This is a genomic window from Agriterribacter sp. (assembly GCF_035445465.1).
Taxonomy (GTDB): domain Bacteria; phylum Bacteroidota; class Bacteroidia; order Chitinophagales; family Chitinophagaceae; genus Agriterribacter.
The window spans coordinates 18014-36119 of the sequence record NZ_DAOMQT010000026.1; the positions used below are offsets into that span (position 1 = coordinate 18014).

The 18106-nt window shown below is 44.0% G+C and carries 9 protein-coding genes; 8 read left to right on the top strand and 1 reads right to left on the bottom strand.

Annotated elements, in window-relative coordinates; all coding sequences use genetic code 11:
• Positions 1-7: 7 nt before the first annotated feature.
• The 6 genes from PLE34_RS13370 to PLE34_RS13395 all read left to right on the top strand — a co-directional run bounded on the left by PLE34_RS13370 (position 8) and on the right by PLE34_RS13395 (position 12837).
• On the top strand, positions 8-898 hold the full coding sequence (locus tag PLE34_RS13370; RefSeq protein WP_324557760.1) for an alkaline phosphatase family protein: 891 nt from the start codon (positions 8-10) through the stop codon (positions 896-898).
• A gap of 338 nt (positions 899-1236) precedes the next feature.
• Positions 1237-5046 (top strand): DNA-directed RNA polymerase subunit beta, encoded by a 3810-nt coding sequence (rpoB, locus tag PLE34_RS13375; protein ID WP_324557761.1) that lies wholly within the window; start codon positions 1237-1239, stop codon positions 5044-5046.
• Between the two features lie 90 nt (positions 5047-5136).
• A complete protein-coding gene (gene rpoC, locus PLE34_RS13380) occupies positions 5137-9429 on the top strand; it encodes a DNA-directed RNA polymerase subunit beta' (RefSeq protein WP_324557762.1) in 4293 nt (1430 codons plus the stop codon).
• A 78-nt stretch (positions 9430-9507) separates the two neighbouring features.
• On the top strand, positions 9508-10119 hold the full coding sequence (locus PLE34_RS13385; RefSeq protein ID WP_324557763.1) for an OmpH/Skp family outer membrane protein: 612 nt from the start codon (positions 9508-9510) through the stop codon (positions 10117-10119).
• Between the two features lie 57 nt (positions 10120-10176).
• A complete protein-coding gene (locus tag PLE34_RS13390; RefSeq protein ID WP_324557765.1) occupies positions 10177-11598 on the top strand; it encodes an APC family permease in 1422 nt (473 codons plus the stop codon).
• 249 nt (positions 11599-11847) lie between these two features.
• The gene (locus PLE34_RS13395) at positions 11848-12837 is read left to right on the top strand and encodes a bifunctional heptose 7-phosphate kinase/heptose 1-phosphate adenyltransferase (protein ID WP_324557766.1); all 990 of its coding nucleotides are present in this window, start codon (positions 11848-11850) and stop codon (positions 12835-12837) included.
• A 180-nt stretch (positions 12838-13017) separates the two neighbouring features.
• On the opposite strand, the gene PLE34_RS21885 is transcribed toward PLE34_RS13395, so the two are convergent.
• A complete protein-coding gene (locus PLE34_RS21885; RefSeq protein ID WP_502875878.1) occupies positions 13018-13581 on the bottom strand; it encodes a substrate-binding domain-containing protein in 564 nt (187 codons plus the stop codon).
• A 32-nt stretch (positions 13582-13613) separates the two neighbouring features.
• Between PLE34_RS21885 and PLE34_RS13400 the strand changes: the two genes are divergently transcribed.
• Positions 13614-15836 carry a glycoside hydrolase family 32 protein gene (locus PLE34_RS13400; protein ID WP_324557768.1) on the top strand — a complete coding sequence of 741 codons (2223 nt, stop codon included), beginning with the start codon at positions 13614-13616 and terminating at the stop codon, positions 15834-15836.
• 67 nt (positions 15837-15903) lie between these two features.
• Complete coding sequence (locus PLE34_RS13405) at positions 15904-17967, top strand: glycoside hydrolase family protein (protein ID WP_324557770.1); 2064 nt, start codon at positions 15904-15906, stop codon at positions 17965-17967.
• Positions 17968-18106 lie beyond the last annotated feature (139 nt).

An 18106-nucleotide genomic window follows, 5' to 3' on the forward strand; every position in this document is an offset into this window, starting at 1 on the left:
TAAGCTGATGAAAAAAATAATACTGTTTTTTCTCCTTTGCACCGTGGGGGTGTTGCAGTTAAAATCACAGGTAAAGAAAATCAGGCACGTAGTGCTCATCGGCATTGATGGATTTGGCGCATACGCAGTTCCTGACGCCGATATGCCGGTATTAAAACAATTAATGTCAACAGGATCCTGGAGCCTGAAGGCGCGCAGCGTATTGCCCTCCTCCAGCGCTGTTAACTGGGCATCTATGCTAATGGGCGCCGGCCCCACCCTGCATGGGTATACGGAGTGGGATAGTAAAGCGCCTGAGATACCTTCTGCCACAACAAATGAGTACAACGTTTTTCCGGGCATTTTCGGCTTGCTGAAGCAGCAAAAGCCACAGTACAAATCGGCAGTCATTTATAACTGGGGAGGGATTGGTTATCTTTTTGAAAAAAAAGCAGTTGACATTGTGATACATGATGAAGAAGCCGGTGGTGATTTTTTTGCAGACACGGCAGCATCTGTTATTAAAAAGGAAAAGCCGAATTTAACTTTTATCCATCTTAGCGAGCCAGACGGCGTTGGACACAATATTGGGCACAGAACACCTGAATACTATGAAGAATTGAAAAGGGTGGATCGCAGGATTGGAACGATCGTTCAGTCCGTTAAAGATGCCGGCATCGAAAATGAAACCATCATTATTATTAGTGCCGACCATGGCGGCAAGGGGAAAGGGCATGGCGGTAAGTCGCCGGACGAAGTTTTAATACCCTGGATCATTAATGGACCTAAAGTACAAAGCGGAAATGAGATAACTGATGTAATTATTACGTATGATACCGCCGCAACACTTGCTTACATTTTCGGGCTAAAAGTTCCGCAGGCATGGCGTGGCAAACCTGTTGTGTCTGTATTTAGGTAGCGTTTTTCTGAAATACCAGGCGCTTACTCACATTTGCTTCAGCCGTATAGAAAAATGAAACGGAGGAAGTGTCAAATATATTATTTTTTTTAATATAAAAATGTTGCTGGGTTTATTTTTTCACATTTTGATCACGCATTCAAAAAAACAGGTTAAATTTTAAAAAAACTTGTTATAATGCCTATATTCTGTACCTTTGCACTCCTTAAATTGGGCCTGATACAATTTGACTTTTCAATTGAATTATAAGTGACTGATTCCTAATTCCTTCTGTTTCTAACGCAATAGGAGCATGCGGGTATTTGTCATTGAACCAAATAAAAAGCGCTTTTTATACTATGTCTTCAACAAAAGTTGCTACACACAATAGAATTGATTTCGGCAAAATCAAGCATTTAGCGGAAACGCCGGACTTATTAGAAATCCAGATCCAGTCTTTTAAAGAGTTCTTCCAGCTGGAAACAACGCCGGATAAACGGAATGTTGAAGGGCTGTTTAAAGTGTTCAAGGAAAACTTCCCGATTACGGATACCCGGAACATTTTCGTGCTGGAGTTCCTGGATTATTTTATTGATCCGCCACGATACAGCATTGAAGAATGTATGGAGCGTGGATTAACCTACGCCGTTCCCTTAAAAGCCAAGTTGCGTTTAAGCTGTAACGATGAGGAGCATGTGGATTTCCAAACCATTGTGCAGGATGTGTTTTTGGGTAATATCCCTTATATGACGCCACGCGGCACCTTTGTGATCAATGGCGCCGAAAGGGTGGTAGTTTCCCAGTTGCACCGCTCACCGGGGGTGTTCTTCGGACAATCGCTCCACCCCAACGGTACAAAAATATACTCCGCAAGGGTAATTCCTTTTAAAGGAGCGTGGATGGAGTTTGCTACAGACATTAATAATGTAATGTATGCATACATTGACCGGAAGAAGAAATTTCCGGTAACCACCTTATTGCGTTCCATAGGATTTGAGACCGATAAGGACATACTCGAACTATTCGGAATGGCCGATGAGGTAAAAGCCGACAAAAAAGCATTAACGCCCTATATTGGCAAGCGTTTAGCCGCCCGTGTGTTAAGAACCTGGGTAGAGGATTTTGTGGATGAAGATACCGGTGAAGTGGTTTCTATAGAAAGAAACGAAGTGGTGCTGGAACGCGATACAGTTTTAGATGCCGAAGCAGTAGACCTGATATCGGAAATGGATGCAAAAGGGGTATTTATCCAGAAAGAAGAAGTGAGCGGCGATTATGCCATTATATATAATACCCTTAACAAGGATAGTGCAAATTCTGAGCTGGAAGCGGTTCAGCATATTTACCGCCAGTTGCGCGGCGCCGATGCCCCGGATAATGAAACAGCCCGTGGTATTATTGATAAGCTCTTCTTCTCCGATAAGCGGTACGACCTGGGAGAAGTAGGACGCTATAAGATCAACCGCAAATTGAATCTTAACCAGCCGCTTGATCAGAAAACATTAACCAAGGAGGATATTATCGAGATCATCAAATATCTCGTTCGTTTAACCAACGCCAAAGCGGAAATAGATGATATTGATCACCTCAGCAACCGCCGTGTACGTACCGTAGGCGAGCAGTTGTTTGCGCAGTTTGGCGTGGGACTGGCGCGTATGGCCAGAACCATCCGTGAAAGAATGAATGTGCGTGATAATGAAGTGTTTACTCCCGTAGACCTGATCAATGCCAGAACATTGTCTTCTGTGATCAATTCATTCTTTGGCACATCGCAGTTGTCGCAGTTTCTTGATCAAACAAACCCGCTGAGCGAGATCACGCATAAACGCCGTATTTCCGCACTCGGACCCGGAGGTTTAAGCCGTGAGCGTGCAGGTTTTGAGGTGCGCGACGTACACTATTCCCACTATGGCCGCCTGTGTACTATTGAAACACCGGAAGGTCCTAATATCGGGTTGATCTCTACTTTATGTGTGCATGCCAAGATCAACGAAATGGGCTTTATTGAAACGCCCTATCGCAGAGTGCATAACGGAAAGGTAGACATGAAAGACCTGTCGTACCTGAGCGCTGAAGAAGAAGATGAAGCAAAGATTGCACAGGCAAATGCGCCTTTAGACAGTACCGGAACCTTTGTGGAAGATATGATAAGATCGCGTCAAACAGGCGACTTCCCTATCCTGGAAAGAACAGATGTGGAGTTTATGGACGTGGCGCCTAACCAGATCGTGGGACTGAGCGCATCGCTTATTCCTTTCCTGGAGCATGACGATGCCAATCGTGCGCTGATGGGATCGAACATGCAACGCCAGGCCGTTCCGCTTATCGTTCCGCAGGCGCCTTTTGTGGGCACCGGGCTGGAAGGAAAAGCGGCAAGAGACGCCCGTATACAGATACATGCCGATGGCGAGGGTGTGGTAGAGTTTGTGGATGCCAACGAAATACATGTACGTTATGAAAGAGACGAAGCGCAGAAATTAGTGAGCTTTGAAGACGACCTGAGGATATACCGCCTTACCAAGTTCATGAAAACAAACCAGGAAACCTGTATTAACCTGCGCCCGGCGGTGAAAAAAGGACAACGCGTTAAAAATGGCGATTTCCTTACCGAAGGATACGCAACAAAAGATGGCGAACTGGCTTTGGGACGTAACCTTAAAGTGGCTTTCATGCCCTGGAAGGGTTACAACTTTGAAGATGCTATTGTGATCAGTGAAAAAGTGGCCCGCGAAGACCTGTTTACTTCTATCCATATTTCTGAATATGAACTGGAAGTACGGGATACCAAGCTGGGAGAAGAAGAGCTTACTCCTGATATCCCCAATGTATCTGAAGAAGCTACCAAAGACCTGGATCAGCATGGTATTATCCGCATAGGCGCACAGGTTAAAGAAGGTGATATTATTATTGGTAAGATCACACCTAAAGGAGAAAGTGATCCTACACCCGAAGAAAAACTGCTTAGAGCCATTTTTGGCGATAAGGCGGGAGACGCCAAGGATGCCTCTTTGAAGGCGCCCAGCGGTACCGAAGGTGTGGTAATTGATAAGAAGCTGTTCCAGCGCGCCAAGAAAGACAAGAACATGAAGGTGCGTGAAAAGGCGGCTATTGATAAGCTGGAAAAAGTACATGAGCAGAACGAAAAAGACCTGCTTGATGTGCTGATCAGTAAGCTGCAGGTGCTGTTGAACAATAAAACTTCTGCCGGCGTAACCAATAATTTTGGTGAGATGCAGATAGGCAGAAGCGCCAAATTCAACGCTAAAAACCTCAGCGGACTCGATTATCAGAATATTAATCCTTTAGGCTGGACGGGTGATGCGCATATTGATAACCAGGTTAACATTTTGCTGCACAACTATAACATTAAGTTTAACGAAGAGCTGGGAAGGTATAAAAGAGAGAAATTCAATATCTCTATTGGTGATGAACTGCCTGCCGGTGTATTGAAGCTGGCTAAAGTATATCTTGCTGTTAAGCGCAAGCTGAAAGTGGGAGATAAGATGGCAGGCCGCCACGGCAATAAAGGTATTGTAGCTAAAATTGTTCGTGCAGAAGATATGCCTTTCTTAGAAGACGGCACACCTGTAGATATTGTGCTGAATCCGCTGGGTGTACCGAGCCGTATGAACCTTGGGCAGATCTACGAAACCGTGCTGGGATGGGCCGCAGAAAAATTAAATGTAAAATTCGCCACGCCTATTTTTGATGGGGCTTCCGTTGAAGAAATTGCAGGCTATATTGAAAAAGCCGGGTTACCTTCTTTCGGACATACCTACCTGTACGATGGTGAAACCGGCGACCGGTTCGATCAGAAAGCTACCGTGGGCATCATTTATATGATCAAGCTGCACCACATGGTGGATGATAAGATGCACGCAAGAAGCATCGGGCCCTACAGCTTAATCACGCAGCAGCCGCTGGGTGGTAAGGCACAGTTTGGCGGACAGCGTTTTGGTGAAATGGAAGTATGGGCATTAGAAGCTTATGGTGCATCCAACATTTTACAGGAGCTGCTTACCCTCAAATCGGATGATATTATTGGCCGTGCAAAAACCTATGAGGCTATTGTAAAAGGCGATAATATTCCGAGAGCAGGATTGCCCGAATCATTTAACGTGTTAGTGCACGAATTAAGAGGATTAGGATTAGAGTTGAAATTTGAATAGAGAGGGTGAATAGTGAATGGTGAATAGGCAATAAACGGAACGCTCTGTTCATGCAACAACAAATAACAAACTACAAATTATAAACGCTATATGGCTATCAAAAAAGATAATCGCCCCAAATCAAATTTTTCCAAGATCACGATCAGCCTGGCTTCTCCTGATGCCATCCTGGAAAGATCTTATGGTGAGGTTTTGAAGCCTGAAACCATTAACTACCGTACCTATAAGCCCGAAAGGGATGGCTTGTTCTGCGAGCGGATCTTTGGGCCGGTAAAAGATTATGAATGCGCCTGTGGTAAGTATAAGCGTATCCGTTATAAGGGTATCGTTTGCGATCGCTGCGGTGTGGAAGTTACAGAGAAGAAAGTGCGTCGCGAAAGAATGGGTCATATTAAGCTGGTAGTACCCGTAGTTCATATCTGGTATTTCAAAAGTCTTCCCAATAAAATCGGTTACCTGCTGGGCATCAGCTCCAAAAAAATGGAAAGCATTGTATACTATGAAAGATACGTAGTTATACAGCCGGGGATACGGGAAGACCGTAACCTTAAAGTGGGAGACCTGCTGCCTGAAGAAGAATACTTGGAGATACTGGAAAACCTTCCTAAAGATAACCAGTACCTGCCGGATGATGATCCACAGAAGTTCATTGCTAAAATGGGTGCGGAAGCTATCCATGCCATGCTGGGAAGGATTGATCTTGACCAGTTAAGCTACGACCTGCGGAATGCCGCTGCTACCGAAACATCGCAGCAGCGTAAAGCGGATGCTTTAAAACGGTTAAGTGTGGTAGAATCTTTCCGCGATGCCAATGGCAGGATTGAAAATCGCCCGGAATGGATGGTAATGCAGTATATACCGGTTATTCCTCCGGAGCTTCGTCCTTTAGTTCCGTTGGATGGTGGTCGTTTCGCATCATCCGACCTCAATGATTTATATCGTCGTGTTATTATCCGTAATAATCGCTTAAAACGTTTGCTGGAGATCAAAGCGCCGGAAGTGATCCTGCGTAATGAAAAACGTATGCTCCAGGAAGCGATAGATTCACTTTTTGATAACTCCCGTAAATCCAATGCGGTTAAAGCAGAAGGCGGACGTGCGTTAAAATCGCTGAGCGATGTGCTGAAAGGAAAGCAGGGTCGCTTCCGTCAGAACCTGCTGGGTAAACGTGTTGACTATTCAGGCCGTTCTGTAATTGTGGTAGGACCTGATTTGAAGCTGCATGAATGCGGCTTACCCAAAGATATGGGTGCCGAATTGTTTAAACCGTTCATCATCCGCAAGCTTATTGAAAGAGGTATTGTGAAAACGGTAAAGAGCGCTCGGAAGCTCGTAGACCGTAAGGAAGCTATTGTTTGGGATATCCTTGAAAACATTCTTAAAGGCCATCCCATCATGCTCAACCGTGCCCCCACGCTGCACCGTTTATCAATTCAGGCATTTCAGCCAAAATTAGTGGAAGGCAAAGCCATACAATTACACCCGCTGGTATGTTCCGCGTTCAACGCCGACTTTGACGGTGACCAGATGGCGGTTCACGTTCCGCTGAGCAGTGCGGCTATTTTGGAAGCACAACTGCTGATGTTGTCTTCACACAACATCCTCAACCCGCAGAACGGCACACCTATTACGCTTCCTTCGCAGGACATGGTACTGGGTTTGTATTATATTTCAAAAGGGAAGAAATCAACCGAAACCGAAAAAATAAAGGGCGAAGGGAAAAGTTTTTACAGTGCCGAGGAGGTAATTATCGCTTATAACGAAGGCAAGGTTGACTTGCATGCTCCTATAAAAGTACGGGCTACTATCCGTAAAGATAATGGCGAGATGCTGAAGAAACTGATAGATACCACAGTAGGCCGTGTAATATTTAACCAGTTTGTTCCTGAAGAAGTAGGCTTTATCAATGCGCTGCTTACCAAAAAATCGCTCCGGGAGATCATTGGCGATATCATTAAGATCACCAATGTTCCCAAAACGGCTAAATTCCTTGATGATATCAAGCAATTAGGCTTCCGTACGGCGTTCAAGGGAGGACTTTCCTTTAATATTAATGACCTTGTTATTCCGCAGTTGAAGCAGGAGCTGGTAGATTCAGCATCAGATGAAGTGAAGGAAGTTTGGGAAAACTACAATATGGGTCTTATTACCAATAACGAACGGTATAACCAGATCATTGATATATGGTCGCGTGTGGATACCCGTGTTACGGAAACCCTTATACGTGAAATGGCAACCGATAAACAGGGATTCAACTCTGTGTATATGATGCTGGATTCGGGTGCACGTGGCAGTAAGCAACAGGTAAAACAGTTGGCAGGAATAAGAGGATTAATGGCCAAGCCGCGTAAAAGTGGCTCCTCGGGATCAGAAATTATTGAAAACCCGATCTTATCCAACTTTAAGGATGGACTGAATGTACTGGAATATTTTATCTCAACACACGGCGCCCGTAAAGGGTTGGCTGATACCGCTTTAAAAACAGCGGATGCCGGTTACCTTACCCGTCGTTTGGTTGACGTTGCCCAGGATGTAGTGATTAATGAAGAAGACTGTGGTACACTGCGTGGTATTGCGATCAGCGCTTTAAAAGACAATGAAGATGTTGTTGAGCCTTTATATGACCGGATATTAGGACGTACCTCTGTACACGATATTTACAATCCGGTAACGGATGAACTGATCCTTGGCGCCGGAGAACAAATTACAGAAGATATTGCGAAGACCATTGAAGAAAGCGGGATAGAAACGGTAGAGATACGCTCGGTATTAACATGCGAAAGTAAGCGTGGTGTGTGTGTAAAATGCTATGGACTTAACCTGGCAACGGGTTATCTTACACAGAGAGGAGATGCGGTAGGTATAATTGCCGCTCAGTCTATTGGCGAACCGGGTACCCAGTTAACCCTGCGTACCTTCCACGTGGGTGGTGTGGCAGGTTCCGCTTCGGTGGATTCACAGTTAGCCGCTAAGTTCGATGGTACAGTGCAGTTTGACGGGTTACGTACCGTAACTGCCGACAATAACCAGGGAGAGAAGGTACAGATTGTAATTGGCCGTACAGGTGAGATGAGGATCATTGATGTAAAAAATGACAGGCTGCTGATCACTAATAATATTCCTTACGGCGCTACCTTAAATGTAAAAGATGGCCAGAAAGTAGAAAAAGGGGATATCATTTGCTCATGGGATCCGTTCAATAATGTTATTGTTTCTGAACAGGCCGGTACCATTAAATTTGACAGCGTACTGGAAGGATTTACTTATCGTGAAGAAGCAGATGAGCAAACAGGGCATCGTGAAAAAGTAGTAATAGAAACAAAAGATAAGACCAAGATACCTATGCTTATAGTGGAAGGAAAGGAAGTTAAAACCTATAACCTTCCCGTAGGTTCGCATATTGTGGTGGATGAAACCGAAGAGGTTCGTGCCGGTCAGGTGTTGGTAAAAATTCCGCGTGTACTGGGCAAGCTGCGTGATATTACCGGTGGCTTACCGCGTGTAACGGAATTGTTTGAAGCACGTAACCCGGGCAATCCTGCCATTGTTTCCGAAATTGACGGGGTTGTTTCTTTTGGTGTGGTAAAACGGGGTAACCGCGAAATCATTATCGAAGCTAAGGACGGCGTAGTTAAAAAATACCTGGTTCCGCTTACCAGGCAGATTCTTGTACAGGACGGCGACTTTGTAAGAGCGGGCACACCTTTATCTGACGGTCAGATAGCGCCTGCAGATATCCTTAATATTAAAGGACCATTTGCCGTACAGGAATACGTGGTGAATGAGATCCAGGAAGTATACCGCTTACAGGGCGTACGCATCAATGATAAGCACATTGAGGTAATTGTGAGGCAGATGATGAAGAAAATTGAAATTGTTGAGCCGGGCGATACCAAGTTCCTGGAAGAAGACCTGGAAGACCGCTTTGAATTTATTGAAGAGAACGACTGGATATACGATAAAAAGGTAGTAACAGAGCCGGGCGATTCTGCTAAGCTGCGTGCGGGACAGATCGTAAGCTTGCGCGAGCTGCGGGAAGAAAACTCTATCCTTCGCAGGAGCGATAAGAAGCTGGCAGAATACAGAGACGCTAATCCTGCTACTTCCAAGCCCGTATTACTGGGTATTACCAAGGCGTCACTGGGTACGCATAGCTGGATTTCCGCAGCATCGTTCCAGGAAACCACCAAGGTGCTGAGTTCGGCTGCCATACAGGGTAAGGCTGATGATATGCTGGGATTGAAGGAAAACGTAATTACCGGCCACCCCATACCTGCAGGTACAGGGTTGCGTGAATTCGACAATGTGATCGTAGGCAGCAAGGAAGAATACGAATTATTGCAAACTACCCGCGAAGCCATGAGCTTTGATGAAGAAGAATAGTTTGTTAAAATAATATAACAGGAGCAGAGCTGCAGGCTTCTGCTCCTTTTTTATTCCATAATTTGCAAAAAAATACGCATGAAGTATCTTTCCATAGTATTGAGCTCAATCGCTTTAATCCTTGCGGGTATATTATTTTACCAGTATCAAACACAAAACACAAAGTTGCGCGGACTGGTTACTGAGGTGCGTTCCGGGGATACAGCACAGGCAAAAGTGTTAAAGATCGCTTATGTTGACTTAGATTCTATAGACGCGAGATTTGAGTTTTATAAAGGTAAAATTGAAGCTTTTGAAAAGAAGAAAGACGGGTTAGACCGCCAGTTGAACGGCGCCTATCAGCAATTGGATAAACGACGGATAGATTTCCTGCAAAAGGGAAACGCCATTACCCAGGCTGAAGCGGATGCTTTTAAGAAGGAATACGACCAGCAATTGCAATACCTCGAAAATCAGCGCCGCAAAACGGAGCAGGATGTACAGCAGGAAGCGATGATCATGCGCGACGACATTTTTAAAAAGATCAATGATTATTTATCGGGCTACTGTAAAGAACGGGGTTATACTTATGTTTTTTCGTATTCGAGAAACGCGAATATCTTTTTGTATGAAGACCCTGTATTTAATATTACGGAAGATGTGATTGCCGGGTTGAACACGATGTATAAAAACGAAGACAAGAAAAAATAGCAGGCAGGAGCGGCAGAATGTATTATCTTCAAATCCCGGAAAGTTCCGGGATTTTTTATGGCAGAAAATACCTCAAAGCAGTTTAAACCCACGCTGGGTTTACTGGATGCTACCATGCTGGTGGCCGGGTCAATGATTGGATCGGGCATATTTATCGTGAGCGCCGAAATTGCCCGTAATGTGGGGAGCGCAGGCGTTTTGGTGATGATGTGGATACTGACGGGTATTATTACTTCAATTGCCGCGCTGAGTTATGGCGAGCTGTCGGGCATGTTTCCCCGGGCCGGCGGACAATATGTTTACCTGCGGGAAGCGTATAATCCCTTCGTAGCTTTTTTATTCGGATGGACGCAGTTTGGCGTAATTCAAACCGGCACCATTGCCGCGGTGGCAGTTGCCTTTGCTAAATTCACCGCGTATCTTATTCCGGCCTTCGGTGAACAAAATATTGTACTTAGCATTGGCCGCTTTACCATTTCCGGCGCACAGGTACTGGCCATTACTTCTATTGTGTTACTTACCTATGTAAACAGCCGTGGCGTTAAAAACGGCAAGATCATTCAAACCAGCTTTACCTTAATCAAAATCCTGTCATTAGTAGGGCTAACCGTATTTGGCTTTTTAATGGGCGCCAAAGCGGAAGTGTGGAATGCCAACTGGCAGCATGCATGGACGTTCAGCAGTATGGCTAATGTAAACGGACAAACGGTTACTACGCTGCTGTCTGGACTGGCGCTGTTCGGTGCTGTTGCTGTTTCCATGAAAGGCACTTTGTTCAGCAGTGATGCGTGGAATAATGTAACCTTTATTGCAGCAGAAATTAAATCGCCCCAAAAAAATATAGGCAGGGCATTATTCCTCGGAACAAGCATTGTTACCATTATTTACGTAGCTACCAACCTCATGTATCTGGCGGTGCTTCCTTTTAATGAAATTGCGTTTGCCGTTAACGACAGGGTGGGTGTGGCGGCAGCCGAAAAAATATTTGGCGGCAGCGGTTCGCTTATTGTGGCGGTAATGATCATGATCTCCACCTTCGGTTGTAACAACGGACTCATATTGGCGGGTGCCCGTATTTATTATACCATGGCAAAGGATGGATTATTTTTTAAGAAGGCAGGTAATTTGAATAAATACAGTGTTCCGGGCCGCGGACTGTGGATACAATGCATATGGGCTTCAGCGTTATGCCTTACAGGCAGCTATAACGATTTGCTGGCCATGGTGATATTTGGCGTGCTGGTGTTTTATGTGCTTACCATAGCGGGTATTTATATATTGCGCAAAAAACAGCCTGGCATTCCGCGCAGCTATAAAGCATTCGGCTACCCGGTACTGCCCATGGTATATATACTGGCTGCCACTGCGTTGGCCATATTGCTGCTGATTTTTGAAAGCAACTATACCATTCCGGGTTTGGGTATTATTTTGCTGGGCATTCCGGTGTATTATTTAGCGAGACGAAGGTTGAGCATTTGAGCAGTTGAGAATGTGAGAAATGTGAGAATGTGAAAATGTGGTGCAGGTTACAAGTTGCATGTTGCAGGGAGAAATGCAAAGCACTAAAAGACAAGAACCAAAGAAATCTCAAATATGAAATCCGAAATCTTAAGCTTGAAATCCGAAGAGCACAACAAAAAATTAAAAACCATAAACTTCCGAAATTCCAAATCTGAGGTCTGAGAGCTAATAGCTGATCGCCATCTCAAATTTAAAATCCGTTAAGGCATGAACGATGTAGCAAACCTTTTTGAGTCCTTTAAAAATATAAAAGTGGGCATAGTGGGCGATGTGATGCTGGATACCTATATGTGGGGGAAGGTAGACCGTATATCACCCGAAGCACCCGTGCCCGTTGTGGCTGTAAATAAAAAAGAATACCGTATTGGTGGTGCAGGCAATGTGGCGCTGAACATTTGCTCGCTGGGTGGCAAGGCATCGGTGATATCGGTAACGGGCAACGATGATGATGGGAATGCCCTGCAGAAAATGTTTACGGAGCAGGGCATTGATACCACGTTTTTATTGCAAAGCGATAAGCGGATCACTACCAATAAGATCCGCGTTATTGGCCGCAACCAGCAAATGATGCGGTTAGACCAGGAAGTTACCGGTAACCTGGGCTATGAAGACGAGAACCGGCTGATACTGGCCGTGCAGCATTATATAGCTCAGGAAAAGCCGCAGGTAATTATCATAGAAGATTACAATAAGGGGGTGCTTACGGAACTGGCGATACAAAAAATAATTGACCTGTGCCGGCACAACCACATTATTACCGCAGTTGATCCCAAGCGAAAAAATTTTTTCGCGTATAAAGGAGTGGATATTTTTAAGCCCAATTTAAAGGAAGCGATGGAAGGGCTTAACATCATTGCCGGCAATGTGGATGAACAATTGCTGGAGGATATTCATGCGGCATTAGTAGAAAAGCTACAACACCACATTTCTTTCATTACGCTTTCTGAAAAGGGAGTGTTTTACAGGCAGGGTAACGCCGGGGGTATAGTGCCATCGCATATCCGTAATATAGCCGATGTGAGCGGCGCGGGCGATACAGTGATAGCCGTTGCCTCCCTGGTATATGCCGCCACACGAAACGTGAAGCTGATGGCGGAAACCGCTAATATTGCCGGTGGGCTGGTATGCGAAATAGTAGGTACCGCGGCTATTAATAAAGAAGCGTTATTGAAGGAATGTCGGCTGCTGTTGCACTGATTTTTGCAAATACCAAAAATTGTAAAGCCCCTGTACGGGGAATCACAGGCTTTTTCCGTGGGAGGTAAAAATTTCTGAAAGTCACCGGTGTCCCCCAAAGTCTCACTATGTAACAGGTTACTGCTTATTTCTTTTATTAATCCTTGGCACTTGTCATTTAGATTGGGTTGGCAAAAAATTTCATTGGCTGAGAAATGGCTTTAGATTGAATATAGTGGATTCTCGTTCGATTATTTTTCCTATAAGATTCACAGTCATTGGGATGTGATTATTGTTTTTTATACGTCTTATCGCCAATTCAATACTGATACTCGCCATTTCTTCACAAGGCTGAATATATGTGGTAAGGGGATATTTAAGATGTTGGGAATATTTCATATTATCAAAACCGCATATTAAACAATCCGAAGTAATCTTAACATCAATCTTTTCTAATGATGATAACAACAAAGCGGCAGTTGAATCATTGGCGCAAATAATACCCGTTTTGCCTTTTTCAATTTTAAGTGTTTTTATATAATCGATATCAGAAGGATCTACGCAGTATATATTCTCGTCTGTAAATTTTAAATGGATTAAAACAAGAGGAATATTTACACTGGTAATTTTATTAAATATTCTATAAATGAAAGGATATTTGACCCTCCGGTAATTAGCAATAGTTGTTAGCTTGTAATTGGATGTTGTTACCGGTCGTAAAGCCCGATGTGATAATCTGGCTTTAATATCTCTTTTATTACGGATTTATTGATTTGTATAAATTTAAAAAATGTTTCATGAGGGTATTACTATCTTATTTTTTGGTTGGATCGTTACTGTATGCGTCGTGTAACAACAAGCCTGCCAATACAGGCGCAGTAGCCGTATGGTCTTTTGCCGGCTTAAACGATGAGGCCGGACTCAATAGCAAGTTACAGGAGCAAGGTGCAGTAAAGTTCGTAACCAGCGCTGGTGATGAAAAGCTGGAAACAAAAGGAAGAACGCATGATGGTAAAGCCGTATATCTTGATGGTACATCCTGGTTAAGTGCAGGGCAGGGAGCAGATGGAGAATTGAATATTGGTGGGAGAGGCATTACCTTATTTGCAAAAGTAAAACTGGATTCCTTAAAAGAATACAGTCCGGTGTTAGGCAAATCGGGCAATGATCAAAGTGTTGCGTACAAAATTGTATTACGCAGGCACGATGGGGAAGGAACCTTCATAGAAGCAATGATCGGGAGCGACGATATTGCGGGAACGCACCTGCTGAAGCATAAAATACCTGAGAATGAAGTACTCAACTGGCAGGCCATTATGTTCCGTTTTAACGGCAAAAAATCTGAGTTGTATGTAAACGGTATTTTACGTGACGAAGAAATTACGGAAGGAGACTTGCGACAATGGAACAATCATCCGGTATTGATTGGAGCCGAATTTAAGGAACCATATATTAATGGAGACAATGCAAAAAACATACTCAAGGCTACATTTAAAGGATGGATTGACGGAATTGCCGTTTATAATAAATACCTGGAAGATGATGAGTCTGCGGCTTTGTTTGGTGTGGCAGCCTTGCAGAGCGATGGATTACCTGAGTACTATAATGAAAAATACAGACCGCAGTTTCACTTTTCTGCAAAGAAAAACTGGATAAACGATCCCAATGGATTGGTGTATTATGATGGAACCTACCATTTATTTTTTCAGTACATGCCGCCACACCGCCCTGGTGCTTACAAGGACTGGGGACATGCTGTCAGCAAAGACCTGATACATTGGGAGCAACTTCCCTCTCACATAACACCCCACAAAGTTTGGGCAGGCTGTTGGTCAGGTTCTGCCGTGGTAGACGAACATAATGTATCCGGGTTTCAGACGGGAAAAGAGAAGCCGATCCTGGCATTTATTACCAATGGAGGCAGGCCCAATGAAGGGTTAGGCCCCAAGTGTACGCAGTGCATTGCATATAGTACAGATGGCGGAAAATCATTTACATATTACGATCAAAACCCGGTAATCAAGAATATTCATAATGAGAACAGAGATCCTAAAGTAGTGTGGGATGAAGATTCAGAGAAATGGATCATGTCTATCTATATGGATAAAGGTTATGAGTTTGCACTATTCTCTTCTTCTAATCTGCGTGATTGGGAGCAAATATCAACATTGACGCTCGATCGTATTGCAGAATGTCCGGGGTTTGAACCTTTCCCGCTTGATGGTAATAAGAACATTAAAAAATGGGTGTTTTCAGGCGCCAATGGTAATTACGTAGTAGGCACATTTAATGGCATAACATTCAAACCTGAAACAGGGACGATCGTTGGCGATTATGGCAATAATTTATATGCGCCGCAAATTTGGAATAACGCTCCGGAGGCGCGTAAGATCCAGATAGCCTGGTTGTCCACCAACAAATATCCGGGTATGCCTTTCGAGCAACAGATGAACTTTCCTACTGAACTACAGTTAAAGACCACCCCTGAGGGAATTCGTTTGTTGAGAACGCCTGTAAGAGAGATCAAAGATCTTTATGACGCTGAAATCAAATTTCAAAAATCGCTTAGTGGTCAGGCTGAGAATCCTTTGAGTGAACTTAAAGGAGACCTATATGATTTTGATTTGGAGATAGATCTTAAAAAGTCCAGCTCTTTCGAGTTGGGTGTAAGAGGTGCTACCATCCATTACGATGCAGTTAAAAATATACTTCGATGCGGCGGCCAGGCAGAAAAAAGCGGCTTTCCACCAGATCATTGGAAGGCTTTTGTTAGAACAAACGTGAACGAAACCAACAATATGGGCGAAGCGAAGCTGGCAGCCGTTGATGGAAAAATCAAATTAAGAGTATTGGTAGACAGAACTACGGTGGAGATATACGCAAATGATGGACTAGTGGTAATGACTTCTTGCTTTAGGCCAGACGAAACCAGGTTCTACTCTTTATCATCTAATGGAGAAGTCAATGTAAATGCATCTATTCACGCTTTAAAATCGGCCTGGGCAGCCAGCAAAAAATAATAGCTGGCATACCATGTATCACAGTAAATAAACTTCTAATTCACATTATCAGCCAAAAATCATCACAATGAAGAGCATTTTTTCGATTGTACTTGCCGGTTTGTGCTTACTGCAAACAGGATTTGCACAAAAAAAACATGTGTCTGCAAAGCTGCACACACTCAGTCCCTACTTTACTTTTACTGCCCGGGCTGCACCTTATACCACATTGAGTGTAAGCGAGCCTAAGGGTGTGATAGCTACTGAAAATAGCAAACATGAAAGTTTTACCATTAAAATGTCGGTAAATCTGCAGCCCTTTACCGGGGAGCAAATGTTACTGGAAGTTCCGGGGCTGATATCTGTTAAGTTGAGGCAGGCAGATCCCCAAAAACGCGACGGCCAAAACTATCCGGCTTCCGTAATGCCCGATGGCTCTTTGCCGGTGTTGGAAGCGGGTGTAACACTCCACTCGCCAGGGAGCAACATTTTCTCCCGCAATCTGGAGGTGGGTCACCCGCTGGCTGCATTGAAAAATCCCTGGGGAAAACATGAAGTAGTAGTACACTTTACGAAATCACATTGGACTTTGTATGTAGACAATGAACTGATGGATAACGATTTTGTTATCGGATATCCGCATTGGTGGCATAGGCGCTCATGGAATATCAACCCTGCAGTAGTAAGTGAAGCAAGCATTTATTTGCCAGGTATGATTGTAGAAAGGGATAACAATAGAAATATTGATAAAATGCCCGGACTGTTATATTGGACGCCCCGTGGGCACAATAGCTGGGTGGGGGATGTGGCTACTATTTTCCACGATGGCCGCTATCATGTATTCTATCTTTATGATAGACGACATCACGCCAGTAAACTGGGTGTGGGCGGTCACTATTTTGAACACTTTTCTACTAAAGATTTTATTACCTGGACAGAACATGAAGCGGCAACTCCTATCGAAGAGCAGTGGGAAACTTTTGGAACCGGTACACCATTCGTTTACAACGGCAAACTCCATCTTTCTTACGGGTTGCATACATCGCGTATTTATCCGGATTCGCTTACGACCTATCCTGCCATCGCGGCGTACTTTAATCAGTACAAAAGAACAGGGTATTTCAAGGCAGATCCAAAAACATCTTTTCCCGCAGGAGCTACCTACTCTGTAAGTGAAGACAATGTCAGCAATTTCAAAAAGAGTGGTTTAATTTTTCACTACAGTGAAAACCCAAGTGTATTTACCACGCCGGAAGGGAAGTTGAAAATGTATGGAAACTTCAGGTCTAAAGGAACCTGGGAGTCGCCAGCGCTTGATAGTGGCTGGTATTGCACAGACCCGGAATTTCCATTAGGTGGCGATTGTACGTTCGATTTTAAGTGGGGTAAATATGAATACGTTGTAGGTGGCTTCACCTCGTTATGGAGAAGACCGATAGGAAAAAATGAACCCTGGATAGATGTGGTTGCACAGGGAAAAGATTTTTATAACGGTGTAAACGTTCCTTCGGTTTCGCCCATTGGTGATAGCCGTTATGTAATGGCAGGCTGGATGCCCATCAGTGGATGGGGTGGCCCATTCCTGATTCATGAACTTATACAGTATCCTGATGGGAGAGTTGGAACGAAATGGATGAAAGAGGTAATTCCAACTACCGGTGATGCAGTAGTGTTGGCTAAAAATGCTGAATCAAAATTAAAATTCCCACTGCAGGACGAAAATTTCATTATCACTTTCGACGTAGTTCCGCAAAAAAAGAAAAATGGTAAACTGGCAGTTTCGTTTTTGCCGGCTTCTGGCAGCGATCAGAAAGGATGCGAGATGCAAATTAATACAGCGGCTTTAACAGCGCATTATGCCGATGCGGTGAGCGATGGTTTTTCTGAAGGGCAAAAATCTATCAGAATGGGAGGAAATCCCAGCGTGGTTCACAACTACGCCATTGAAAACATCATGGGTGTTGACAAACCTTTTACAGTTCGGATACTGGTTAAAGCAAATGCAAAACTGGGCGGCACTATTATCGACACCGAAATAGCCGGACAGAATACTCTGGTGTCTTATCGTAATCAACTTGATGTTAAAAGTTTTGCTTTAAACCTGAGTGAAATCGGAGTACGCAATGTTAAGATCTCAAAAGTTATCGATTAATTGAATAACGAATTGCACAAATAAATCCTGAAAATATTAACGATGAAACAAGCTATGTTATTACCGCCCGGAAGTATAGAGATTAGAAATGTTCCCGTTCCTGGAGCAGCGGGCATTTGTTCATACACAAACAAGGATA

Coding starts and splice junctions, on each gene's coding strand:
- PLE34_RS13370 (WP_324557760.1), top strand. CDS start 8: ATGAAAAAAATAATACTGTTTTTTCTCCTTTGCACCGTGGGGGTGTTG.
- rpoB (WP_324557761.1), top strand. CDS start 1,237: ATGTCTTCAACAAAAGTTGCTACACACAATAGAATTGATTTCGGCAAA.
- rpoC (WP_324557762.1), top strand. CDS start 5,137: ATGGCTATCAAAAAAGATAATCGCCCCAAATCAAATTTTTCCAAGATC.
- PLE34_RS13385 (WP_324557763.1), top strand. CDS start 9,508: ATGAAGTATCTTTCCATAGTATTGAGCTCAATCGCTTTAATCCTTGCG.
- PLE34_RS13390 (WP_324557765.1), top strand. CDS start 10,177: ATGGCAGAAAATACCTCAAAGCAGTTTAAACCCACGCTGGGTTTACTG.
- PLE34_RS13395 (WP_324557766.1), top strand. CDS start 11,848: ATGAACGATGTAGCAAACCTTTTTGAGTCCTTTAAAAATATAAAAGTG.
- PLE34_RS13400 (WP_324557768.1), top strand. CDS start 13,614: ATGAGGGTATTACTATCTTATTTTTTGGTTGGATCGTTACTGTATGCG.
- PLE34_RS13405 (WP_324557770.1), top strand. CDS start 15,904: ATGAAGAGCATTTTTTCGATTGTACTTGCCGGTTTGTGCTTACTGCAA.